Origin of the sequence: Mucilaginibacter sp. SMC90 (assembly GCF_022811725.1) — a bacterium.
Lineage (GTDB): Bacteria > Bacteroidota > Bacteroidia > Sphingobacteriales > Sphingobacteriaceae > Mucilaginibacter.
Map to the genome: position 1 here is coordinate 1,736,092 of NZ_CP094527.1, position 22,408 is coordinate 1,758,499.

The 22,408-nt window shown below is 49.3% G+C and carries 27 protein-coding genes; 15 read left to right on the forward strand and 12 right to left on the reverse strand.

The features are described from left to right. Positions 1-58: 58 nt before the first annotated feature. Positions 59-352: a hypothetical protein gene (locus MTO98_RS07615; RefSeq protein ID WP_243486007.1), complete on the forward strand. Its 294-nt coding sequence runs from the start codon at positions 59-61 to the stop codon at positions 350-352. Continuing rightward, a complete protein-coding gene (locus tag MTO98_RS34420) occupies positions 345-689 on the forward strand; it encodes a hypothetical protein (protein ID WP_371825443.1) in 345 nt (114 codons plus the stop codon). Before MTO98_RS07615 ends, MTO98_RS34420 begins: the two co-directional genes overlap by 8 nt. On the opposite strand, the gene MTO98_RS34425 is transcribed toward MTO98_RS34420, so the two are convergent. Beyond that, positions 579-848: a DUF3072 domain-containing protein gene (locus tag MTO98_RS34425; protein ID WP_371825411.1), complete on the reverse strand. Its 270-nt coding sequence runs from the start codon at positions 846-848 to the stop codon at positions 579-581. The two genes, MTO98_RS34420 and MTO98_RS34425, sit on opposite strands and share 111 nt — an antisense overlap. A gap of 291 nt (positions 849-1,139) precedes the next feature. On the opposite strand from MTO98_RS34425, the gene MTO98_RS07625 reads away from it, so the two are divergent. The 4 genes from MTO98_RS07625 (at position 1,140) to MTO98_RS07640 (ending at position 5,235) form a co-directional block, all read left to right on the forward strand. Beyond that, positions 1,140-1,589 (forward strand): PA2169 family four-helix-bundle protein, encoded by a 450-nt coding sequence (locus tag MTO98_RS07625; protein WP_243486008.1) that lies wholly within the window; start codon positions 1,140-1,142, stop codon positions 1,587-1,589. Positions 1,590-1,667: 78 nt separating this feature from the next. Beyond that, the gene (locus MTO98_RS07630; protein ID WP_243486009.1) at positions 1,668-3,677 is read left to right on the forward strand and encodes a hypothetical protein; all 2,010 of its coding nucleotides are present in this window, start codon (positions 1,668-1,670) and stop codon (positions 3,675-3,677) included. 115 nt (positions 3,678-3,792) lie between these two features. Continuing rightward, complete coding sequence (locus MTO98_RS07635) at positions 3,793-4,635, forward strand: inorganic diphosphatase (protein ID WP_243487920.1); 843 nt, start codon at positions 3,793-3,795, stop codon at positions 4,633-4,635. A 57-nt stretch (positions 4,636-4,692) separates the two neighbouring features. Then, a complete protein-coding gene (locus tag MTO98_RS07640) occupies positions 4,693-5,235 on the forward strand; it encodes a ferritin-like domain-containing protein (protein WP_243486010.1) in 543 nt (180 codons plus the stop codon). An 858-nt stretch (positions 5,236-6,093) separates the two neighbouring features. Here MTO98_RS07640 and MTO98_RS07645 read toward each other — a convergent pair. From MTO98_RS07645 to MTO98_RS07660, 4 genes are read right to left on the reverse strand one after another with little or no spacing between them, the layout of a single operon-like run. Further along, complete coding sequence (locus MTO98_RS07645) at positions 6,094-6,468, reverse strand: two-component system response regulator (RefSeq protein WP_243486011.1); 375 nt, start codon at positions 6,466-6,468, stop codon at positions 6,094-6,096. Positions 6,469-6,509: 41 nt separating this feature from the next. Next, positions 6,510-7,586, reverse strand: coding sequence for a spore photoproduct lyase family protein (locus MTO98_RS07650; RefSeq protein ID WP_243486012.1), 1,077 nt, complete (start codon positions 7,584-7,586; stop codon positions 6,510-6,512). A 19-nt stretch (positions 7,587-7,605) separates the two neighbouring features. Then, positions 7,606-8,886 (reverse strand): Gfo/Idh/MocA family protein, encoded by a 1,281-nt coding sequence (locus MTO98_RS07655; RefSeq protein WP_243486013.1) that lies wholly within the window; start codon positions 8,884-8,886, stop codon positions 7,606-7,608. Further along, positions 8,886-9,065: a hypothetical protein gene (locus MTO98_RS07660; protein WP_243486014.1), complete on the reverse strand. Its 180-nt coding sequence runs from the start codon at positions 9,063-9,065 to the stop codon at positions 8,886-8,888. Before MTO98_RS07660 ends, MTO98_RS07655 begins: the two co-directional genes overlap by 1 nt. Positions 9,066-9,460: 395 nt before the next feature. On the opposite strand from MTO98_RS07660, the gene MTO98_RS07665 reads away from it, so the two are divergent. Continuing rightward, on the forward strand, positions 9,461-9,631 hold the full coding sequence (locus MTO98_RS07665) for a DUF4142 domain-containing protein (RefSeq protein WP_243486015.1): 171 nt from the start codon (positions 9,461-9,463) through the stop codon (positions 9,629-9,631). Between the two features lie 31 nt (positions 9,632-9,662). Here the strand turns inward: MTO98_RS07665 and MTO98_RS07670 are convergent, their stop codons facing one another. From MTO98_RS07670 to MTO98_RS07685, 4 genes are read right to left on the reverse strand one after another with little or no spacing between them, the layout of a single operon-like run. Beyond that, the gene (locus MTO98_RS07670) at positions 9,663-10,652 is read right to left on the reverse strand and encodes an SDR family oxidoreductase (RefSeq protein WP_243486016.1); all 990 of its coding nucleotides are present in this window, start codon (positions 10,650-10,652) and stop codon (positions 9,663-9,665) included. Positions 10,653-10,657: 5 nt separating this feature from the next. Continuing rightward, positions 10,658-11,704, reverse strand: a complete 1,047-nt coding sequence (locus tag MTO98_RS07675) for a glycoside hydrolase family 130 protein (protein ID WP_243486017.1) — start codon at positions 11,702-11,704, stop codon at positions 10,658-10,660. Continuing rightward, a complete protein-coding gene (locus MTO98_RS07680) occupies positions 11,701-12,144 on the reverse strand; it encodes a DUF2938 domain-containing protein (RefSeq protein WP_243486018.1) in 444 nt (147 codons plus the stop codon). The genes MTO98_RS07675 and MTO98_RS07680 overlap by 4 nt, the downstream gene beginning before the upstream one ends. After that, the gene (locus MTO98_RS07685; protein WP_243486019.1) at positions 12,134-13,669 is read right to left on the reverse strand and encodes an FAD-dependent oxidoreductase; all 1,536 of its coding nucleotides are present in this window, start codon (positions 13,667-13,669) and stop codon (positions 12,134-12,136) included. Before MTO98_RS07685 ends, MTO98_RS07680 begins: the two co-directional genes overlap by 11 nt. A 111-nt stretch (positions 13,670-13,780) precedes the next feature. On the opposite strand from MTO98_RS07685, the gene MTO98_RS07690 reads away from it, so the two are divergent. The 8 genes from MTO98_RS07690 to MTO98_RS07725 are packed head-to-tail and all read left to right on the forward strand — an operon-like array spanning position 13,781 to position 20,069. Then, complete coding sequence (locus MTO98_RS07690) at positions 13,781-14,989, forward strand: zinc-dependent alcohol dehydrogenase (RefSeq protein ID WP_243486020.1); 1,209 nt, start codon at positions 13,781-13,783, stop codon at positions 14,987-14,989. Continuing rightward, positions 14,989-15,798: an SDR family oxidoreductase gene (locus MTO98_RS07695; RefSeq protein WP_243486021.1), complete on the forward strand. Its 810-nt coding sequence runs from the start codon at positions 14,989-14,991 to the stop codon at positions 15,796-15,798. Before MTO98_RS07690 ends, MTO98_RS07695 begins: the two co-directional genes overlap by 1 nt. After that, on the forward strand, positions 15,798-16,643 hold the full coding sequence (locus MTO98_RS07700) for an SDR family oxidoreductase (protein WP_243486022.1): 846 nt from the start codon (positions 15,798-15,800) through the stop codon (positions 16,641-16,643). Before MTO98_RS07695 ends, MTO98_RS07700 begins: the two co-directional genes overlap by 1 nt. Positions 16,644-16,673: 30 nt before the next feature. Then, positions 16,674-16,850, forward strand: coding sequence for a DUF6496 domain-containing protein (locus MTO98_RS07705; protein WP_243486023.1), 177 nt, complete (start codon positions 16,674-16,676; stop codon positions 16,848-16,850). Positions 16,851-16,871: 21 nt separating this feature from the next. After that, the gene (locus MTO98_RS07710) at positions 16,872-17,876 is read left to right on the forward strand and encodes an SDR family oxidoreductase (RefSeq protein ID WP_243486024.1); all 1,005 of its coding nucleotides are present in this window, start codon (positions 16,872-16,874) and stop codon (positions 17,874-17,876) included. Continuing rightward, the gene (locus tag MTO98_RS07715; RefSeq protein ID WP_243486025.1) at positions 17,873-18,373 is read left to right on the forward strand and encodes a DUF4142 domain-containing protein; all 501 of its coding nucleotides are present in this window, start codon (positions 17,873-17,875) and stop codon (positions 18,371-18,373) included. The genes MTO98_RS07710 and MTO98_RS07715 overlap by 4 nt, the downstream gene beginning before the upstream one ends. 5 nt (positions 18,374-18,378) lie before the next feature. Beyond that, complete coding sequence (locus MTO98_RS07720) at positions 18,379-19,326, forward strand: amidohydrolase family protein (RefSeq protein WP_243486026.1); 948 nt, start codon at positions 18,379-18,381, stop codon at positions 19,324-19,326. Further along, on the forward strand, positions 19,323-20,069 hold the full coding sequence (locus MTO98_RS07725) for an STAS/SEC14 domain-containing protein (RefSeq protein ID WP_243486027.1): 747 nt from the start codon (positions 19,323-19,325) through the stop codon (positions 20,067-20,069). The genes MTO98_RS07720 and MTO98_RS07725 overlap by 4 nt, the downstream gene beginning before the upstream one ends. A gap of 179 nt (positions 20,070-20,248) precedes the next feature. On the opposite strand, the gene MTO98_RS07730 is transcribed toward MTO98_RS07725, so the two are convergent. The 3 genes from MTO98_RS07730 to MTO98_RS07740 all read right to left on the reverse strand — a co-directional run bounded on the left by MTO98_RS07730 (position 20,249) and on the right by MTO98_RS07740 (position 22,396). After that, positions 20,249-20,674, reverse strand: a complete 426-nt coding sequence (locus tag MTO98_RS07730; protein WP_243486028.1) for a DUF1810 domain-containing protein — start codon at positions 20,672-20,674, stop codon at positions 20,249-20,251. After that, positions 20,671-21,114: a hypothetical protein gene (locus MTO98_RS07735; RefSeq protein ID WP_243486029.1), complete on the reverse strand. Its 444-nt coding sequence runs from the start codon at positions 21,112-21,114 to the stop codon at positions 20,671-20,673. Before MTO98_RS07735 ends, MTO98_RS07730 begins: the two co-directional genes overlap by 4 nt. A gap of 112 nt (positions 21,115-21,226) precedes the next feature. Beyond that, positions 21,227-22,396: a GAF domain-containing sensor histidine kinase gene (locus MTO98_RS07740; protein ID WP_243486030.1), complete on the reverse strand. Its 1,170-nt coding sequence runs from the start codon at positions 22,394-22,396 to the stop codon at positions 21,227-21,229. Between the last annotated feature and the right edge of the window lie 12 nt (positions 22,397-22,408).

Here is a 22,408-nt window from a genome sequence, read left to right on the forward strand (position 1 = left end):
AGTTTTGAAAAGAGGCCCTGCTGTGCGGGGCCTTTTAGGCTTAGCGAGATTTGATGGTATGGAAGACCGCTTTTCCTTATTGCTCAGCTTGAAAACGCCGACCGGCTTTGAAGTGTTCGGCGAGTTTGGCATCGGCGATGACCGGGTGGCCGCGGCCGCATTATTTGACAGTCTAAAGGGTAGTGAGCGACTGGCGGAAACGGCTGTGCTACACGTTGACCTGATGGAAACAGATGGCTTATTGCCGGCCAAAGTGCGTACTAAATGCTGCCGCCTGGATGAATTGGCCGCCAACTGCAAACTGATCACGCGGGAAGTATTCCGCCGAAGAAACCTGAAGAGCTATGAATAATAAAACGATCGTGCTACAAGCATTATTGATTGTTCTCGTCATCATAGCCATTGTCTGGGAGGTGACGCGATATATCACGGAACATCGCTTTGCTGAGATGCCCAAACAATTGATGGGTGCGGTGTTTCTCTGTTGGCTGGTTTATATCTTATCCCGCACGCCGCAGGACGATGATGACTGGGCAGGTCAGTATCAAAAAAAAGCAGCCAATAATGGCTGCTTTTTTTTAATCATTTTCCAGACCACGGCCGGTTTTGTGCTGCAGTTCCTCTATACGTTTGGAGGCTTCAGCCTTGGTCAGGTTCTCATCGAACGCTTCACCGGCTTCAGTGCTTAAAGTCGTTAAATAGGAATGTTGGGCACCGGTCATCTTTTCATCACCGGTTGTCCAGTTATCCGGATCTTTGACGGTATTTGAACCTTTATTTTCCGTCTCACTGCTGAGGTTTTCGTCTCCCCGAAAAAGTTTTTCCTCATTATCGTTGCTTGGTATCATACATTTACTAATTTATTTAGCAACAATTAAAATTACCATTGGGTTTTAAAAGAATGATCAATTAATGGCCGAGCTTGTACAGTTTCATATACGCGTGTTCGCTCGAGCATCCAGCCGTAACGATCATTTTTAGATGTTTCCAAGAATACTTCTGAGCACTCTATGTTATCGGGATGGTAATTTACTCATTATTAACTATGTGTAAGTGGTCTGCCTCGTTTTTATAAGTTTAATTCGTTACTGGCATAGAATTGGTTTACAGTTTAGCCTATCTAAATAAAGAGAAACATTATGGAAACTACACAAGCAACAGGCGTATTGAACGACCTGATCGAAATCAACAATGATCGCGTAGCGGGTTTTGAAAAAGCTATCGCTGATATCAAAGATGAGAATATTGACCTGAAAGAGATTTTTCAGGGTTACGCCGAACAAAGCCGCAAAAACGGCCAGGAACTGGCTGCTTTGGTTGGCGATGCGGGCGAAGTGGAAACCGGAAATAGCGTGAGCGGTACCCTGCACCGCGCGTGGATCGACGTGAAATCATTATTCGGCGGCAGCGACCGGGAAAGTATTTTGTCTGAGGCGGAACGCGGCGAAGATGCCATTAAAAAAGCGTACCAGGATGCATTGTCGAACGAGGACCTTGGCGCTGATGCCATCGCCGTGGTACAAAATCAAGCGCAGGAGATCAATGCTGCCCACGACCGTATCAAAGCACTGCGCGACATTTCAAAATAATTTAAGCTTCACTAAAAAAAGCTGTCCGGTTGGGCAGCTTTTTTTCTTTTACGCCCAGCTTATTCGCCCAACGACCATTTGGAGCTGGGTAAACTCAAACCAGACGATAAAGGGATCACGATCAATCTCCAGGCCGGCATCGGTCTTTATCAAGTCCGCCTGGAATTTCCGGCAAAGGATAAACCGTTGCTCCGCTATACCACGACGCTGACGGCCAGCGAACCTATACTGATACCTTTCTGGCCGCGGGATATGGTGATCACCGGACCGGATAGCAGCAACCGCGATACAAAAGGCACTATCCTGGTAAGCCAGGTTGGTACCCGTTCCGGTCTGCAATACCTCACGCTGGATGAACCAAAAGCAGGAGCATTATTGTACTTCCAGAACCTGACGGCATTGAACGCTTATGCCCAGGCGACCGAAACTTCTTTAGGCAATTCCGTCGGCGGCAACTGGCCGGAACTGGGTTTTGCCCTGCCGCCAACGCTTAAAGACAAACCTATGCCGGCACACCAGGAGATCACTATTTCCGATGCCTTTATCGCTTTTAGCCCGGAACATCCTAAAAACGAAGCGGCGCAGGCCAAACAATTTTTGAATTTACTGGCGGAAGTTTACCTGGTTTTGCCAAAACCCGGAACCAACTATTATGCCTGGCCGGAAATGGTCGATAAAGGGTTACATGACCTGGAGTTTAGCCACGGCTGCTGGTCGCATGGCGCGGAACAGGATTACCTGAACGCCTATGTGGCCGATTACCAGACTCCGCCCGAACTCATGGTGCAGCTGGCCGTACTAATGCCCCTGACCGATTACTACGACTGGTGCAAAACCGAACTGCCCGCCATTCAAAAGATACAAAACGGCCTCGATTCCTTTTATAATCAGGACCTGCAAACCGTTGTGCGTTTCCTGCCCGCCCTGGCCAAAGACCTAAGCGGCGATGAAGAACAGCTACAGCCCAATGTGATGGATTCCTGGTACCTCCACCACCCCTTATTAAACCTCGGTCGGCTGGCTATCCGCGGTGATAAACAGGGAAAAAAACTGTTCCTCGATTCGCTGGACTTTACTATTCGGGTAGCTCGTCGTTTTAATTACGAATGGCCGGTGCTCTACAACATGGAAACGCTGGAACCGGTGAAAGCAGAAACACAGCCTGGTAAAGGCGGCGAAAAAGACGTGGCAGGGCTTTATGCTTCTGTCATACTGCATGCCTGGGAACTGACCAGAGAAAATAAATATTTATTGGAGGCAAAAAAAGCCGCCAAAACCCTACACGGGAAAGGCTTTGACCTGTTCTACCAGGCTAATAATACGGCTTTTGGTGCCAATGCTATGCTTTGGCTCTATAAAGAAACCAAAGACCGTCAATACCTCGATCTGGCTTACTTATGCCTGGCTGGCATATTTAAGAACACCCAGCTTTGGGAATGCGAGTATGGCTATGCCAAAAATTACCCGACCTTTTTTGCGATGTTCCCTTTAAATGATGCGCCCTATACGGCGGCTTACGAGGAACAGGAAGTATTTGCCGCTTTACATAATTTTTTATTGTACGCTGAGGACGAAAATATTTTACCATCGGTCAGTTTACTGATTCCCGAGTTCCTGAAATACATCGTCAACCGCGCACCTTTTTATTACCCGCCAAACTTGCCGAGGGAAATGCTGTCCGACGAGGTCAAGACCGGGCAGGTCGATCACCAGCTCTGGATCGCCATTGAAGACATCCATGATGGCTGGGAACAATCGGGTACCGTCGGCCAGGAAGTTTACGGCGCCGGCGTCGCCTTTGGTATTATCCCGAGGCATTTTTACCGGGTACCGAACGAAGATTTCTGGATCTTTCTGGATTACCCGACGGCCGATTACCGGCATCGTAAGGGACAGGTTAGTTTAAATGTTAAAGGCGACGATCGGCTAAACTGTCGGATGCTGATCCTGAAAAACGGCAGCAAGGCCTTACCCGACTTTAAGGTTAAAACGCCAACCATCGAGATCACCGGCAAAAAGGTCAAAGACGGCAATCTGGAATTCGAGGTCAGCGGCAATCAGGAAATCAAAATCAACTGGCAACGATGAAAGCAGCAAAAACAATTACCGTCCTGATTGAAAGCCCCAAAGGCTATGGTCAAAAATTTGACTATGACGAAAAGAAAACCGTTTTCGTCTCAACAAGATCCTACCCGCCGGCCTGATATTTCCCTTTGACTTTGGCATGATCCCCGGCACAAAAGGCGAGGATGGCGATCCGCTGGATATCATCGTGTTAGCCGAACACGGCACCTTTCCGGGCTGCCTGATCGATTGCCGCATTATCGGCGCTTTTCAGTGCGAGCAAACCGAACGCGATGGCCAAAAAATCTGTAATGACCGGTTGGTCGGTTTCCCGGATGTTTCGCAATTGTTTCCGGATGTCAAAGAATTGAGCGATCTGCCAGAAAGTATCCTTAATCAGCTGGAGCATTTTTTTAAGAATTATAATGAACAGGCCGATAAAGTTTTCGAAGTCACTGCAAGACTGAAAGCGGCACCGCCCCTAAAACTGATTGCAATGGAACTCTTCCTTAAACTTTTTGGCGAAGGCGAACACCTGGATAACTTACAGATGAGCTGCCGCGGCGCGGCGATGTTTCTCATCATGTTGGTACTGATCCGCATTTCAGGACGGCGCTCTTTCGGCGTTCGTACTGCGCTGGATAACATAATCGCCGTGTCACTCGGCGCCATCATGAGCCGCGCCGTCGTCGGTGCCTCACCCTTTGTACCTGTGGTTTGCCGCTGTTTCGTGATCGTCCTGCTGCACCGCGGCACCGGCCGGCTGATCGCCGGCAACAAGAAGTTCAGCCGGGTAATCGAGGGACAAGAGATTTTGCTGTTCGAGGACGGTGTGTTTATTAAAGCGCACATGAAAAGAGCGCTGGTCTGCGAGGAGGATGTGATGCAGGGGGGCCGCGAAACGGCTTTGACAGAAGATATGAACCAGATCCAAAAGGTTTATATCGAACGCAACGGAGAAATCAGCGTGGTCAAAAAATAAACAACTTTTCGGAATGGTAATTGCAAGGCTTGAGTACATCATTAAAATCTAAAGACTATGAAAACTAAAACAAGCAAAAACACCAACCGCACACCCAAAGAGGAAAGCGCTTTAAAAGAACTGTTTGTAGATGAATTAAAAGACATCTATTGGGCGGAAAAACATTTAGCAACTGCTTTGCCTAAAATGATTAAAGGCGCGACTTCAGAAGATTTGAAAAATACCATTTCAACTCACCTGGAAGAAACCAAAGGTCAGATTACCCGCCTGGAAAGCGTATTTGAATCCATCGGTGAAAAAGCCGCTGCCAAGAAATGTTTAGCCATGGAAGGCCTGCTGAAAGAAGCCACCGAATTACTGGAAGATACCGATAAAGGCACCGAAGTACGTGACGTAGCGATTATCTCAGCAGCCCAGAAAGTGGAGCATTACGAGATCGCTTCATATGGTACGCTGCGTACCTTAGCCGGAACATTGGGTTTTACGGAAGCGCAAAAATTATTGGACGAAACCTTGGGCGAAGAGAAAAATGCGGATTCCCTGTTGACCCAGGTCGCCGAGAATTACGTGAACGAAGCTGCCGCGGCAGAAGTAGAATAATTAAAATAAACAAATTGTGATGAAAGGGACGCTGCAAGGCGTCCCTTTTAATTCAAAAGAAACGTTCAGTCCTTTTTTTCAGCACTTTTAACGCAGTTCGGCACGGTCTTCCCGTCCTTCTTTTTCATCCCTTCTTTTTTATAACCCGACCAGCAGGGGTCTTTTTTCTTTTTGATTGCCATAAAAATCTGTTTTAGATGAACTGTAGCGCAAGTATCATTCCAGCCGGACCAATGCGCTGTAATTAACGCTGAGGACGTTAACCGCGGTTTTCCCGCACACGCTGCACCGATTTGGCATCGGCAAAACAGACCGTTATTCTGGCCCTGTATGATACTGTCGTCCAACGCTTTGATCGCGCGTTAAGCTCCGGCCTGATCGGGCATCGTCACACGTCATAGCCTTTGGGCTGGCCGGTTACCTAATTGGTGATCAGGGTCAGGGTGTTCACCGTGCCGTACAGGCTAAACATTTCCACCAGCGCGATCTGCTGGAAATGTTTGGGAAACCCGACAATAAATAGTTTGGCCATTAGGAGTAAATATAGGATTGACAGTCCTTTAATCAGGTCAGGCCGCCTGGCGGGTAAAGGCCTGAACCCACTGGCATAGTAATTGAACTCTGTCAATTATGAAAATAGTCGCCTTAAAAACTGCCGCCCCAATTAAAAATTCAATAAGTATCAGAAATCTGTTGACTGAGCTGTTGAAGAAAGACCTGGATGCCTTTAAAACGACCAATCTGCGTTTTCTGCAGAATAATCCCGATTATTATTACGAGACTCGTAACGGTCTGATCGCTTGATAGCAGCTATTTATGACCAATTAAAAGATCAGATGGCACTCATCATTACGTCAATTAAGTTATGTGTGTTTGCCCAGTCAATTCACTGATTTTTGAGGCCAGTTCTGCCAGGTCAAAAGGCTTGGCAATAAAAGCATCCCAGCCGTAATGGCCCAGAGATTCGATTACTCTTTGATGCGCAGAGAGCATGATCACCGGGATATGCTGCGTTCCCCCGTTCTTTTTGAGCTGGGCGCAATATTCGCCGCCATTGATGCCGCCCAGTAAATAATCCAGTAAAACCAGATTAGGTCGCACTTCCTCCGCCAGCTTAACAATATCATCTACCTGTTGACAAGTGATAACCTCGTAACTTATGGCGCTTAGCCAATCCGTCAGCACTTCGGTGATGTCGGCGTTATCTTCTAGTATTAAAATCTTAAGCTTCACGTTATTTGTTTCTTTTCGTTTTAAACTAATTGATGCGCACTCTAAAACGCATAACGAATCTGGCAATGCGGTATCATTTGAGTACACAGGTTGATTAATTCATCAACCAGTTCCCGTTTTAAATTGTTTTTGTAACGCACATTACGCTGACCCGTCTGGCTGTATTTTACCTGCTGGATATCCGGCCGCCAAAGTACTTCTTCAGCTTTCGGGTGCCAAAGCATATTTACGTTATGTAGCGGTTCATTATGTGTCAAAAAGATAATCTCCGTCGCCAGTTGTTGTTTCACCTCATCGTTCAGCACCTCGTTCATTTCTGAAAATAACTTGCGCCAGTCATCCAGCCAACCCTCATAATAAATCACCGGGGCAAAACTTACATTAACCTCATAACCCGCCTCGTAAAATTCATTTATGACCGCTATACGGTCGCTGATTGGGGTCGTCCGCACATCCACGAGTTTGGACATCGCGTGCGGCATCAGGCTGAACCGTATTCGCGTTTTGCGCTGCGGTTCATAACTCAGCATATCCCGGTTAACGAATTTCGTAGCGAAAGTCAGTTTGGCGTTAGGCAAGTCCCTAAACAAGCCTATCAGGTCTTTCACATTATTGCAAATCGCTGCATCGGCCGAGCAATCCCCGTTTTCTCCGATCTCGTAGACCCAGTATTCCGGATCAATTGCGTCCGGCAATAACTTTTTGCCCTGCCTGCCTGCATGGCGCGACAGGTAGCCCATAATCTGCTCGATGTTGACGAAAGTTGTAATCGGGTTGGCATAGCCTTTTCTCCGCGGCACGTAACAGTACGAGCAGGACATCGTGCATCCATTGGACTGCGAAGGCGCTACCCAATGTGAACTACGTGTATTTGGCCGGGCGCTTAAGGCTTTTTTGGTTCCTAATATCAGCACATTTTTCTTGTTCCACAGCCAGTCCTCCACCGAACCCTCGAAGCCAAACAATTCGGGTATCTGGTTGTGCGAAACAACCTCGATCAGTTTAGCATCCTGGTATCGCTCCAAAATTTCATGACCACGCGCATATTCGCGTACATTGGGTTCATGGTAGATCTCGTGGATCGTTAATAAATGGTCAATCGTCTTTTCGTGCAGCATATCCTAATATGGTTTCAGTCTAAGCATCTTCTTTGGGCGGCGTGCCGCGAAAAGTATCCAGCGAAGTGATAGCCTGTAATTTTACCGGCCTGCCGGCTTTAGCAGATTCGTAAATTGCTTCCATGATTTTTTGGTCCTGTAAACCTTCTTCTCCGGGTGTATAGGGTTGCTTGTTTTCCAGGATACACTGTGCAAAATGGTCCAGTTCCAGTGCGAACTGCTGCGCTTCTTTGATCGAAGGTGACACTTTCACTTCCTGTTTGCCGTCCGCATGCGAACCTTCCATCTGTAATCGCTGGTATTCAAAAGCCGGGTCCAGGCCGAACCAACCGCCCTTATCGGCATAACAACGATAGCGCCGGGATTGATGAACCCCGTAGCTACTGGAGGCATTTACCATAACGCCGCTTGGGAACTGCAGCTGCCAGAGCACCGTTTCTTCCACTTCGTTGAAACGCTCGTCATTCGGTGTGCTGTAAATGCTGGCCGTTACCGTATGCGGTTCTTCGCCCAGAACAAAGCGGGCCGTATTTAAACAGTACAAACCAATATCGGGTAAAGAACCGCCGCCCGACAATGCTTTTTTTAATCGCCATTGTGAAGGGTCGCCGATATTCTGCGAGTTATGCAGCTCCATGAACTTTACCTTACCGAACTTCTGCTCGCGCGCCCATTGCATCGCTAAACGGTTATGGGGTTCATATTGAATACGGTAAGCGACCATCAGTTTTTTACCGGCTTGTTTGCAGGCATCGATCATGTTCTGGCAAGCCTTAACGCTGGGCGCCATTGGTTTTTCGCATAATACATGCTTGCCCGCTTTGGCCGCCCTTACCACAAACTCTTCATGCATGCTATTGGGTAGCACAATGTAGACCGCATCAATCTCGGGATTGCTTCGGATGTTATCGAAATTCTGGTAATTATAAATATTTTTAGGATCTATACCATATTGCGCAGCCACTTTTCTGGCTTTATCGGCATTGCCGCTGACCAGCGCCACCGGCTTGGCATATTTGCTGGCACCGAAGCCCGGCAGGATTTGCCCTAAGGTCAAATTCCCCAGGCCTACGATGGCGTAACCTATACGTTTATCCTTCGGCATGGCTATAGATGAAACTGCCTGCTCTTTTTCAGTCGGCTGCTCCAGCGGCGGCAGCTTGATCGTAATCAGGTCGCCCATATTTTTGTCTGTTAAATCACCTGTACTCATGCTTTTACCGCTTAAGGGCAGGCCGCTCACCAAAGCCGCACCCGCCAGGCCCGTACCGGCCTTATTGATAAATTCTCTGCGTTCCATCACTGTTGGTTTAAAATGACCTGCATGCCTTTCGGGCAAGTCACCGCGATCCAAAGCGAATTGCCTAAACGGTGCACCCGGAAAGTGTAGCCGGCCATCTCCCGGGTATAAAGCGCCGGCAGGTCCTGCCCGTGAAAAAACTGTTTGACGGCCGCAGCCCAGGGTGAAATTCCGCTCATTGTATGCTTAGGCGTTAAGGTTGATCATTGCGTAGGATAACTCCTCCCTTATTTTTTTGTTTTGAATTTTACTGTCACTTAAAAATCTCAATTCAAAACATAGCGGCCCGGTTCGGTTGAACAAACACGATCCTTCTTGATTCAGCCCTTTCCGCACTCTGTTTCAATCCACAATATTATCTACCATTTAATTGCTTACCTATATTTTACAATTCAACGTGCGTGTAACCCGCCCTGACCCACGCTTTGCCAACTTATTATTTAAAACAGTTTGGTGGCGAGAACGGCGAGCTGGCTGCGGCCATGTAGTACTTCACCCAGGCTTTCGGCGCTAAAGTGCCGCAACCGGACAAATACGATATGCTTGCAATACGGCCGAAGTAGTTTTAGGCAAAATGGCCACTGCCAAAGACAGCAGTAAAGAAGTCAAAGATTTCAGTAATATGATGCAGTCGGAAGCCGCTAATGGTAAAGATGCGAAATTGAAAGCTCTCGCAGCTAAAACCGCGCCTGTGGTACAGCATCAGTTGGATGAAATTACCAAAATTCAGGCTGGTCTAAAATAATTTTTAAACTAACGACATTTTCAAGCCGTTCTCAGGAGCGGCTTTTTTGTTGACTGATAAACAGGCAGCCTAACGCCAACCCGGTCAACAATGCACCCGCAATATATTTGCGGTGTGCTTTGGGCTCCCCGGGCAGGCCGAAACCGCCATGGGTGCTCATGCCATAATCAACGGTGCTGAACACATTGCCGTCGCTCAGGGCGATGGGGTCGGCGGTTTTAAAATATTCGCGCATGACCAGGCCGGTCATTTTGGTCATGAGTTCCGGGAAGACAGCATGCCCTAATTTGAGTAACATCGAAACACTGCCAACATAGGTATTTGCGCTGGGATAAGCCGCCACTTTAACCATGGCCTGCGCCACTCTTACCGGATCATAAACAGGCGGCGCAGGCTTCAATACTTTACCTGTATAATTGCCGGCATGCTGGATGCCCGGCGTATCCAGAAAGGCGGGGAAGACGTCGCATACGTAGATGTTTTTCCAGGTACTTAGTTCACCTTTTAATGCTTCCGACCACCCGCGCAAACCGAATTTGGCGGCGGTATAACCCGCGCCATAAGGCACCGGCAGGAAACCGCCCATGGATATATTATTGATAAGAGTGCCGTAGCCCTGCGCTTTGAAGATCGGCATCACGGCATGTGCGCCATTCATATAGCCCAACAGGTTGGTTTTGATGACCTGCTCGTGCACGGCCATTGGCGTTTTATCAAAATCACCCGCTGCGAGTACGCCGGCATTGTTGACCCAGACATCGATCAAGCCCTGCCAGTCGTTGGCGGCATTGGCCAGCGCGATCATGGCTTTGGCATCGCTGGTATCGGTGGGTACCACCAGCGCCTGCGCGCCCAATGCTTCGCATTCGGCTTTAACTTCCTGGAGCACGGCCTCATTACGCGCAGCCAGCACCAGTTTCGTTTGATATTTGGCAAACTCCAGTGCCGCTGCCCGGCCCGCACCGCTGGACGCCCCGGTAATAACGATGGTTTTACCTTGTATTTTTTCTGCTTTGGTCATGTTGTTTAACTTAAAAGGTTAAGGATCTCCTGAAGGGAAAAATGCGCGCCGCAGACGAATTCATCGGCTGCGCCATAATAAATCGTTAACTGATCGCCATTGACGATATGGCCGTTGGTGAAAACCACGTAGCCAAAGAAACCGCTGAGTTCGTACGCTTCGGTGGGTACCATGATTGGGTTTTTAGTGCGTCCGATAATCTTGGACGGGTCGTTGAGGTCCATCAAAAAAGCGCCCAAGCAATATTGATCTTCGGCGTTCGCACCGTGATAAATTTCCAGCCAGCCGCGTTCGGTACGGATGGGCGCGGCACCGGCACCGACTCTGGTGCTATCCCACATTCCCGGACGGGTCTTGATGAGGCACTGGTGATTGCCCCATTGCCGGGTATCGGAGGACTCGGCCAGCCAGATATAGTTGCCGCCGATCTCCTTGCTGCTGGGGCGGTGCAGGCAGTAATATTTATCATTCACCTTTTTCTCAAAGATGGCGCAGTCTTTATTGTGCGGCGGCAGGATCATCCCGAAACTTTCAAAATGCTGCCAGTCGGTGGTCGTCAGTAGACTCACGCCGACACCGCTGTCGGAAACTGCGGTATAGGTCAGGTGATAGGTATTGTCGATCTGGGTCACCCGGCAGTCTTCGATGCCGAAGCGTTCCAGGTAACCTTTGCCGAATAAAGCAGGATAATCCGGGTCATCGCTGAAATGGATGCCGTCGCTACTGGAAAGCAAACGCAGGTGGGATACGGTGGTCAGGTAGTCCAGCCCGTTATAATTGATTACTCTTGCATCGGTAGCGATCAGGTCAGGGTCGTTCAGCGGTACTTCGATGATCTCGGTATTGCCAGTGGAATTCAATGCGGGGAAGAACAGAACGCCTTCCTTTTGAGCCACGCCTTCAGCAACCCGTACGATCAGCCAGGTTTTATCATGAAAGCGGAAAACGCCAGGATTGAGCAGGCTGATGATCTGCAGGCCGTCGCGGCTGGGCGGCAAATCTTTGGGCAATAGTAAGGGATTTTCGGGGAAACGCTGGGCGATGTCTTTCATTTGCTGCGGGTCAACTGGTAACCGATACCTGAGAATACCGCGAATACGATATGCGCAGGCACCAGTTGTATGTAGTATTTGTCAAAACTGAGTTTGGGCGGTAGCGGATGCATTTTGAAGGTGGCTTTCCAGATGGCTACGGCGACCAGGCCGCTGATGCCGCCCAACCAAAGGTTGGTTCTCCAGTCGGGTTTCAGTTTTCCTTTGCGCCACAGTTCAACATACACCAATGCGAAGAGCAGACCGATGCCGTAATGACCCAGCCAGCCTAATGCCTGGCTTTGAGTCTTGTCCAGCTTGGGGATGAGGCGGTGCGCCAGCTGGCCTAAACGTTCGGATTCGCTGAAATTCTCTCCGTCCGCTACAGAAACCAAATAGCTGAACAATGTCATGAATGTGGTGCCGGTCACGCCGGCTAAGAGTAGTTCCTTAGTTTTCATCGGCATTAATCTTTAATAGATCTTTGGTAGCGGGGCCGGTCAAGACTTTGCCGTCAATATCGAAGCGTGCGCCGTGGCAGGGACAGTCCCAGCTTTTTTCCTGGCCGTTCCAGTTAATGATACAGCCGGCATGGGTACACACAGGGTTCAGCGCATGGATCTCGCCGGTCTCGTCCTTATAGGCGGCGATTTTCTCGCCGTCTATCTCCACTACCTTCCCGGTACCGGGCTGTAACCTTTTCAGCGAATCGCTTTTGTGGATACCGAAGCGGTCGGCGACAAAATGGTAAGCCACATCGGCGTTTTCTTTGATAAATTCGGAAAAGCCGTCCACAGGTTTAATGCGTCCGGGACTGAAGACTTTTTCATATTTCGATTTCTTTCCCAAGATCAGGTCGGCCAATATTTTGGCGGAGATGCTGCCCAGCATCATACCGTTGCCGTTGAACCCGGTAGCGCAGTAAATGCCGTCGATATGGCCGATGTAAGGAAAGCCGTCGACGGGGATGTAATATTGAGATGACCATTTATAGCCTACTTCGGCGACCTTGTAATATTTGCGCACGTATTTTTCCAAATCGGCAAATTGTTTTTCAGGATCGTCATGACCGGTCTTGTGGTCGTTTCCGCCAACGATCAGGTATTTTTGATTGTCAATGGTATGCGTCCGGAAGTAATGGTAAGGTTCCTGCAGGTCGTAAATTAGCGCATCGGGGTAATTGTCATCTTTGAGTTTTACGCCCAGCACATAACTGCGGTATGGCGCGCAGCGGAAACTAAAAATGGTGATGCCCGGCGGCACGTGGGTAGCATAGATGACTTTGACCGCCTTAAAGGTCTGTTCACCGGCTTTGGCCAGGTGGATCTTGTTTTCGATTTTAACAGATTCGATGCGTGTATGGGTGAGCAATGCGCCACCGGCTTGGAGGTACGCTTTTTCCAGGCCCTGTAAGTATTTCAGGGGCTGGAACTGCGCCTGCTTCTCCATCACAACCGCGGCCTGGTGCGGTACGGGAACCGGGATATCTTCATTATAGTTACAATCCAGCCCGACATCCAGCATTCCTTTACACAGCTCATCCAGTTGTTTGACCTGTTCCGGGTCTTCCGCATAAACATATCCCTTTTTGAATTCGAAATCGCAAGCGATCTTATAGGTATTTATATTTTCTTTAATGAGTGCAAAACCTTCATTGACGGCATCGGCGAATAATTTCGCGCCCTCCCTTCCAAACGCGCTTTGCGCCTCCGCGTAGGTAGTATCGGCAAAAGTATTGATATGGGCGCTTGTGCCGCCGGTGGTGCCGAAGCCGGGTGTTTCAGCTTCTACCACGAGACATTCTTTGCCGGCTTTTTGTAAAAGCAGGGCGGCCGTCAGCCCGGTAATGCCGGCGCCGATGATTACGACATCATAGACCTTTCCGGGTGCGTGTTTTTCCGTGTGATGTGCTGGATTGATACCGGCCTGCCAGGGGCTTTTAAGAGCACCGTCACGGGAACTGATTGGAGTAGAATGTTTTGCCATGGTATTACTACAAATGCCCGGGCATCTGTGTTTGAAACTATCTCACTTATTATTAAACAAAAAAATTTACTTCAAGTTAAATAGATATATCAAAACTTAATAAATCTACTTATGAAAGCAGCAGTATTTCACAAACCCGGCGACATCCGCTATGATACGGTCGAAGACCCGCGTCTCCTCGAAGATTCGGACGTTATTTTAAAAGTTACCTCCACCGCGATCTGCGGTTCCGATCTCCACATTTTGAGCGGCGGCGTGCCCCAACCCAAACCTATGGTGATGGGCCATGAGTTCATGGGCATTGTCGAAGAGGTTGGCAAGGGCGTCAAAAATCTGAAGAAAGGCGACCGCGTGGTGGTGCCCTTCCCAATTTCCTGCGGGCATTGTTTTTTCTGCCAGCATGATGCGTCGCCCGCCTGCGAAAATTCCAATTACAAACATTACGGACCGAATGGCGATATGGCCGACCAAAAAGGCGCAGCCCTTTTCGGTTATACCGACCTCTATGGCGGTTATTCAGGCGGCCAAGCCGAGTATGTGCGTGTACCCTATGCCGACATCAGCCCTCGTGTGGTGCCTGATAACATGACTGATGAACAGGTCTTATTCCTGACCGATATTTTCCCTACCGGCTGGTCGGCCATCGACTGGGCGCAGTTAAAGGGCGGCGAAGTAGTTGCCATTTTTGGATCAGGCCCTGTCGGCCTGATGGCCCAGAAAGCGGCCTGGCTGAACGGTGCCAGCCGCGTGGTCGCGATCGATCCGCTCAACTACCGCCTGGAAAAAGCCAAAGCAGTAAATAAGGTCGATACGCTGAACCCGCATGAAGTAGATGTGGTGGAAGCCATCCGCGAAATGACCGGCGGCCGCGGCGCGGATGTTTGCGTGGATGCGGTGGGTTTCGAGCCGGAACGAGATTTATTAGACAAAGCGAAAGCGATGTTCAATTTTGAGGTTGGTAGTATGAAGGTTTTGGATATGGCCTTTAAAGCTGTACGCCGCATGGGCACGGTTTCCATCATGGGCGTCTATGGCTCGACCTATGATAATTTCCCGCTGCACCGGGTATTTGATAAAGGCATTACCCTTAAAATGGGCCAGGCGCCGGTGTTGAACTATATCGATCACCTGATCGAACTGGTGAAAACCGAAAAGGTAGTGCTGGATGACATCATTACCCATACTTTACCATTAAGCGAAGTAACCCATGGCTATGAGATATTCAACAAGAAAGAGGAAGACTGCGTGAAAGTGGTACTCAAACCCTGGGAACAACGCAAGGAAACTGAAAATAAGGAACCTGTAAAAATCGAGAACTAATGGAAAATCAACGGAAAACAGCTTTGATCACCGGCGGAACGAGCGGGATCGGCAAAGAACTGGCGAAACTATTCGCCAAGGACAATTATAATTTGATCATCGTGGCGCGTGAACAGGACGAACTTGACAGTACCAAATCGGAACTGGAAGCCTCCGGCATCCAGGTTCAAACCATTGTCAAAGACCTGTCGGACATGGAGCAGGCTAAAGCGCTCTGCAATGAGATCACTACCCCGGTAGACGTGTTGGTCAACGATGCGGGACAGGGCGTTTACGGTTTGTTTAAAGACAATGAGCTGGAACGTGAACTGGGCATCATTCACCTGAATATCTGCGCCACGGTGATACTAACGAAACACTTTGTTAAACAGATGGCCGAACGCGGCGAGGGCAAAATATTGAACCTGGGTTCTGTTGCAGGCAAACTACCCGGGCCGTGGCAGGCAGTTTATCATGCGACCAAGGCATTTGTTCTATCATTCACCACTGCCATCCGCGAAGAACTGAAAGATTCGGGCGTCACTTTTACGGCATTGATGCCGGGCGCTACCGATACGGATTTCTTTAACAAAGCTGGTATGCTTGACAGCAAGATCGCGCAGGATAAAAAAGCGCTGGCGGATGCTGCTGACGTAGCGAAAGAAGGCTACGAAGCTTTAATGGCGGGTAAGGACCGGGTGATCGCCGGCTGGAAGAACAGCCTGGAGGTGCACGCCGCTAACCTGATGCCGGACAGCGCTGTAGCGCACACGATGTACGAACAGCAGCAACCAGTTGAACAGGAACAGCAAAAACAATCCGGCAGCTAATGGCAAAGACACCCGCAAAACAAAACCGGCAGCCCGGCATTGAGGCTAAAATGGACCCTGCGCCGGAATATATCAAAAGCAGCTATATCGGTTCCGGTAAGCTGCTTGATGAAGTAGCATTGATCACTGGTGGTGATTCCGGCATTGGCCGCGCGGTCAGTATTCATTTTGCCCGCGAAGGCGCGGATATAGCCATTGTTTATTTAGACGAAGATATCGACGCAAAAGAGACCAAACGTTTAGTGGAAGCGGAAGGCCGTAAATGCCTGTTGATTAAAGGTGATGTCAAACGGGCCGCTTTTTGTAAAAAGGCAGTGGCCGATACTGTAAAGAAACTGGGAAAACTGAATATCCTGGTAAATAACGCCGGTATGCAGTTCCCGCAAAAAGATCCCAAAGAGATCGACGAAAAACAACTGGAAAATACTTTCCGCACAAACATCTTCGCTTATTTCCATTTTGCCAATGAAGCGCTGGAGCACCTGGGTGAAGGCGATTGCATCATCAACACGACCTCGGTAACCGCTTACCGTTCCTCACCCAATCTGATAGACTATTCATCGACTAAAGGTGCAATTACGAGTTTCACGCGTTCACTGGCAACCAACCTGACCGATAAAAAGATCCGGGTAAATGCCGTAGCGCCGGGCCCTGTTTGGACGCCGCTGATCGTGGCCACTTTCGATGAAGAAAAGATCAAAACTTTCGGTAGTGAAACCGCGATGAAACGCGCTGGCCAGCCCTCGGAACTGGGTCCGGCTTACGTGTTCCTGGCTTCGGATGATGCTTCATTTATTACCGGGCAGGTGATCCACGTTAACGGCGGGGAGGTCGTTAACGGTTAATCCAATAGTGAAATCAAATTATCATATACCATGTCAAAATACTCAGAAAAAGCACAAGACAAGGTTCACAAGGCTTTACACGAAGAAAAAGAAGGCACGCTGAAAAGCGGCAGCGGTAAAAAAGTAACCAGTAAAAAACAGGCGGTGGCGATCGGTTTATCGGAAGCCCGCAAAGAAGGCGCGAAAGTGCCGAAGAAAAAATCATAATTCAATCTATCTACACTATCTATGGAAAACGAACATAAAATGACCCGGCGGCAGGCTGTCGCCGGTTTAGGCACTACACTGGCAGCTGTTGCGGTATCGCCAGTATTGGGTGCTTCCAATAAGCCGTCCGTCGCCGACGGCGCTGCAAAAATCAGTGATCCGACCAAACTTTACCCAAAACCGCCATTCAAAAGCCAGCCGCAACCCTGGCCGGGCCTGCAAAGCAAAATGGATCCGGTTCCTGATTGCGGGGAAACAAGCTATAAGGGCTCCGGCCGTTTGATGGGCCGCAAGGCGCTGATCACCGGCGGGGATTCGGGTATGGGACGGGCAGCAGCCATTGCTTACGCCCGCGAAGGTGCGGATGTAGCGATCAACTATTATCCGACTGAAGAACAGGACGCGCAGGAAGTTATTGCGCTGATCAAAAAGGAAGGACGAAAAGCTATTGCCATTCCCGGCGACCTGCGCAGCGAAGACTTCTGCAAGTCTCTGGTGCAAAAGGCTATTGCCGGTTTGGGCGGGCTGGATATTATCGTCAGTAATGCAGGCCGTCAGCAATCGATCAATTCAATTGTCGATGTGACTACGGAAGAATTTGATTCGACCATGAAAACCAATATTTATGCGCCTTTCTGGATCATCCGGGAAGCGTTGCCGCATTTGCAGCCGGGTTCGGCCATTATCGGCACAACGTCAGAGCAAGCTTATGATCCTTCACCGGATCTGTATGCTTATGCGCAGACCAAGGCAGCGACCATGAACTATGTGAAATCACTGGCGAAACAGTTGGGGCCGAAAGGCATCCGTGTTAATGGCGTAGCGCCGGGCCCGATCTGGACGGCCTTACAGATCAGCGGCGGAGCGCAGCCGGAAAAACAGCAGATGTTTGGTAGCTGGACCGTGCTGGGCCGGCCGGGACAGCCAGCCGAACTGGCTTCGATTTATGTGCAGTTGGCTGCGGCCGATGCCAGTTTTGCCAGCGGTCAGGTTTACGGTTCATCGGGAGGTGTGGGTCAGCCATGAGAAAGCTATTGCTATTCGCTTTGCTGGGTTTTGGGACGGTTGCCAAAGCCCAGATCCCCCAGCCCGATCCGGATACCACGGCCAAACATTTTCTGATCGTGGCCAGCATCAAGAATTTGCAGGAGGTTAGTTCGGGGCAGTTAGCTGCGCAGAAGGCCACCCGCGCCGATGTAAAAATGTTCGGCCAGATGATGGTGAAAGATCATGGCGATGCGGAACAAAAGCTGCTGGCTTTAGCTAAAAGCCACGGTATTGCCTTGCCGCCCGCTGCAACCGGCGGGATCAAACCTGATCTGGCATTGGTCAACGCAGGCGCTAATTTTGACAAGCTGTATGTACACGGTATGGTTAGCGGCCATGAAAATACGGTGCAGGTGTTCGAAAATTATGCGACAGTAGGTAAAGACCCGGCGGTAAAAGCATTTGCCCAGCAAATGCTACCTACACTAAAACATCACCTTATGGAGATCAAAGCCATTGACGAAAAACTCAAATAAAAATTATGCGCACCATCACGTTAGAAGAACATTTTGCCACGCTACTCTTTATCGCGGGTCCCGGCCAGGCTATTAATAAACAACCTGAGATCGCAGCGCAGCTGTTAGAACTGGGCGAAAAGCGTATCGCAGAAATGGACAACGCAGGTATTGACCTGCAAGTGCTGTCCATCAATGCGCCGGGCGCGGAACAAAGCCCCGCCGCCGAAGCGGTAACTTTAGCCAAGGAAAGCAATGACCGGCTGGCGCTTGCCATCCAAACATACCCGGAACGTTTCGCCGGATTGGCGGCCATTCCTACAGCTAATCCTAAAACCGCAGTAGAAGAAATGGAGCGAACAATTCAATTGGGTTTTAAAGGCGCGGTCATCAATGGTCATGTTCACGGCCGCTACTTAGATGACTCTTATTTTCAGCCCATTTTTGAAGCGGCGCAAAAACTGAAGGTGCCCATTTACCTGCACCCGACCAAACCGCCCGAAGCGGTCAGCAAAATTTACTACAGTGGGTTCTCGCCGCAGGTAGATGATTTGTTCGCCCGCGCGGGCTATGGCTGGCATATCGAAACGGGCGTGCATGTGCTGCGTCTTATCCTCGGTGGGGTATTCGACCGCTTCCCGGAACTGCAAATCATCATTGGTCATTTGGGCGAATCATTGCCATATATGCAGGAACGCCTGGATAAGGTATTAGTTCCTAGAGCGACAGGGCTACAACATGAAATCAGTTATTATCTGAAAAAGAATATTTACTACACGATCAGCGGCTTTAACTTCCAGTCACCATTTCAAACCATGCTGGCGGAAGTTGGCGCAACAAGAATTATGTTCTCCGCCGATTATCCTTATGCACCAATGGATGCCGCCAGGAAATTCCTGGATCAATTACCGGTTAGCGAGGCTGACCGTCACCTTATCGCGCATGGTAACGCGGAAAAACTGTTAAACTTATGATCTCCCTCATTAACGACTTACCTGCTCATGTGCTGGGCGTGCGCGCCAGCGGCGAAGTAACCAAAAACGATATGAAAACGGTATTGCTGCCGGCACTGGATGAAGTGGCCGGCCGCACCGGCCAGTTGAATTATTTACTGGTACTGGACACGGATGTCCAAAACTTTACGGCGGCGGCCTGGTGGCAGGACATGATCGCCGGCCTGAAACATTTTACCGACTGGAACCGCATTGCGGTGGTGACCGATCAAAAAGCGGTAGAAATTTTTACGGATCTCTTTGAACTCGGCGTACCGGGAAAATCCAAAGGTTTTTTACCAGATCAATTAGCGCAAGCCAAGACTTGGGTAAGCGAAACCTGCAAGACCTCCACGATCAAAAAAGTTGCCCGTATCGCTTTAGGTGCAAACCTGGTCATCGCCGGAATCAGTCATTTGACCTTTGCCCGTAAGACGTTTCGTGCGCAGGTGCCCGATTGGGTACCATTGTCCAAAGATGATACGGTCATTTATTCCGGGCTAGCCGAGATCGCTCTGGGGAGTGCCCTGATCATCTCACCAAAAGCCGGTAAAATGGCGGCTGGTTTTTTTGCCGCGGTATTCCCCGGCAACATTTCTCAATACGCTCATCACCGCAGCGCCTTTGGACTGGATACGGATAAAAAAAGACTTGCGCGTTTATTTTTCCAGCCCGTGCTGATTGCCTGGGCTTTGGCCAGTACATCGACCTCCAAAAAATCATAAGCGGAAAGAAAGGTGTTTTAGACTGCCAAGAACTGTACAGATAGATTCAAAGTTGCAGTCCAAGCTCCGTTACAAAAAAAGGCCTGAAGCAGTATGCAATTCCGCCAACAAAACAATCGACTGTTCGACCGTGGTTTTGTTCATGATGGTCATACGAGGCCGGTAAACTGCCCGGTTCGTTAGCGGCTTTGTTTTAACAATTCAAGTGCGAGCTGATCCGTTTTGCCGTCAAAAAACTTATCCAACACCTGGCTGAAAACAGGAAAGGTTGCCGGTACTGCATCAAAGAGGGTCATAGAAGAATGAAGTTTAAGATCGTCAGGACTGCCGAATATGGTATGAGCATCATTAGTATCCAGCTGTAACAAGGCTTTGCAGATGTTTACCAATTTCATTCCGAGTTCTTTATCCAACAGGAACGCCTCAGCTTCGCTAATGCCCTCTATGGCATAATGACGGGATGTGTCGGTCTTTCCCAAACCTGCAACCTGCGGAAAAATATACCACATCCAATGTCCGCATTTTTGTCCTGCCTGGATTTCGGTTAGGGCGATATCGTAATCGCGTGTCTGAGCGTCAGTAAAGCGTTTCAGGTTGTAACTCATGATTTTTTTCTTAAGGCGTACATAACTGATCCGGCTACCAAACCGCCAATGGTGTACCAGGCAACTGTCATCAATTTTGTTGGGATGGTGCGTGTTACTGGGGCATCGCTTAAGCCCAGGGGTTTAGTCAGTTTTACTGCGCCGATACCTGCGGCCAGTCCGCTGGCAGCCCCTGCCAGTAAAAGGTTTTTCTTTTTGCCAAAACCTATCAGGCCGTAATAAGCGGCGTTGCTAATGAGGTCAGCGGCCATCGTTGTGGAGAACAAGGCATTGCCGGTAGGCGGCTCAACGCCGATCTTTTCCAATCCTTTGGAAAGTGCTTCTTCACCGACGAAGTCTACACGGGGCGCATCATGCGCAAATTGCTTCACCGCCTGGTGTAATATATTCAGGGCGGCCGCACCGGCCAGGCCACCTATCAGGCTTGAAATCATTTTCATATGACTGATGGTGCTATAATCGTACCACGATTCTCCGAATCCGTTTAAATGCTAGGCTTGGATACAATAATTTACCACAATAGCAAAGGCAGTGTTTAGGTAAGGTCTTATTTTAAACGGCTACTGGCAAGGTCAACCAAAAAATACAGCCTTGCCTAAATTCGGATATCACACCGATTTCGCCACCATGTTGCTTAACAATCTCAGCGGCGATATACAGGCCCAGGCCAAGACCCGTTTGAATTCCCTTAGGATCCAGGCGGTAATAGCGTCTAAAGATGAGGGGAAGTTTGTCGGCAGGGATACCCGGCCCCTCGTCAATAGTACTCAATTTTACATAACCTGGCAAAGTCTCTGTTTGTAAAATGATTGGTGAGCTTGGGGCATATTTCAGAGCGTTCTGAATCAGGTTGATCAGAACCCGTTCTACCTTTTCACGATCAGCGCTTAATTTGATCTGATTGTCGCCTTCAATGATCAGTTCTTTTTTGCCAACGAGCCGGATGTGGTCCCGGCAATCTTTAATGAGTGATTCAAGTATGAACGAAGTGCGATTGAGGTCAAAGCTGGTTTTGGTCAGACGCATGGTATCGAACATGTCGTTGACCATACCGGATAGTTTTTGGACACTTTTATCGATCTGCGCAACCATGCCTGTACCTTCCGGGTATTTCTTTCCCAAGATCTGGGCGGATGCTTTTAAGGCAGTGAGCGGTGTACGCATTTCGTGGCTGGCGATCTCAATAAACCGGTCGCGCTGTTCTACCAGGTTAATATTGTCATTGCGAAGTTCTGTCTGTTCCATGACAACCCTGGCCAAGTGTTGCAGCAACTCGCGCTCCTTGTCATTTAGTTTGCGTGGTGTGCGGTCGATCAGGCATAGGGTACCAATGATAAAACCGTCAGGTGTAATGACCGGTGCAGCGGCATAAAAACGGATCATGGTCTCGCCGCTTACATACGGGTGATTGGCAAATACCGGGTTCTCACTGGCATCTTCGATGAGCATCACTTCAGGCTGAAGAATCGCCAGGGCGCAAAATCCTTCGGCTCTGCCAATTCGCTCTAAACCATCCATTCCCACTTCGGCTTTGACATATTCCGTATCAGCATCGAGAAATGAGATATGACTGATGGGAACGGAAAATAGTTCGCAGGCTAACCTGCATATGCTGTCGAACGCAGTTTCCTTCTGCGACCCGGCGATCTGGTAGCGTTCCAGTGCGGCGATGCGCTCAGGGTCGTTCTCAGGAATAATGTTAATGCCTCCGATAGTATCCATTGTAGACGCTAA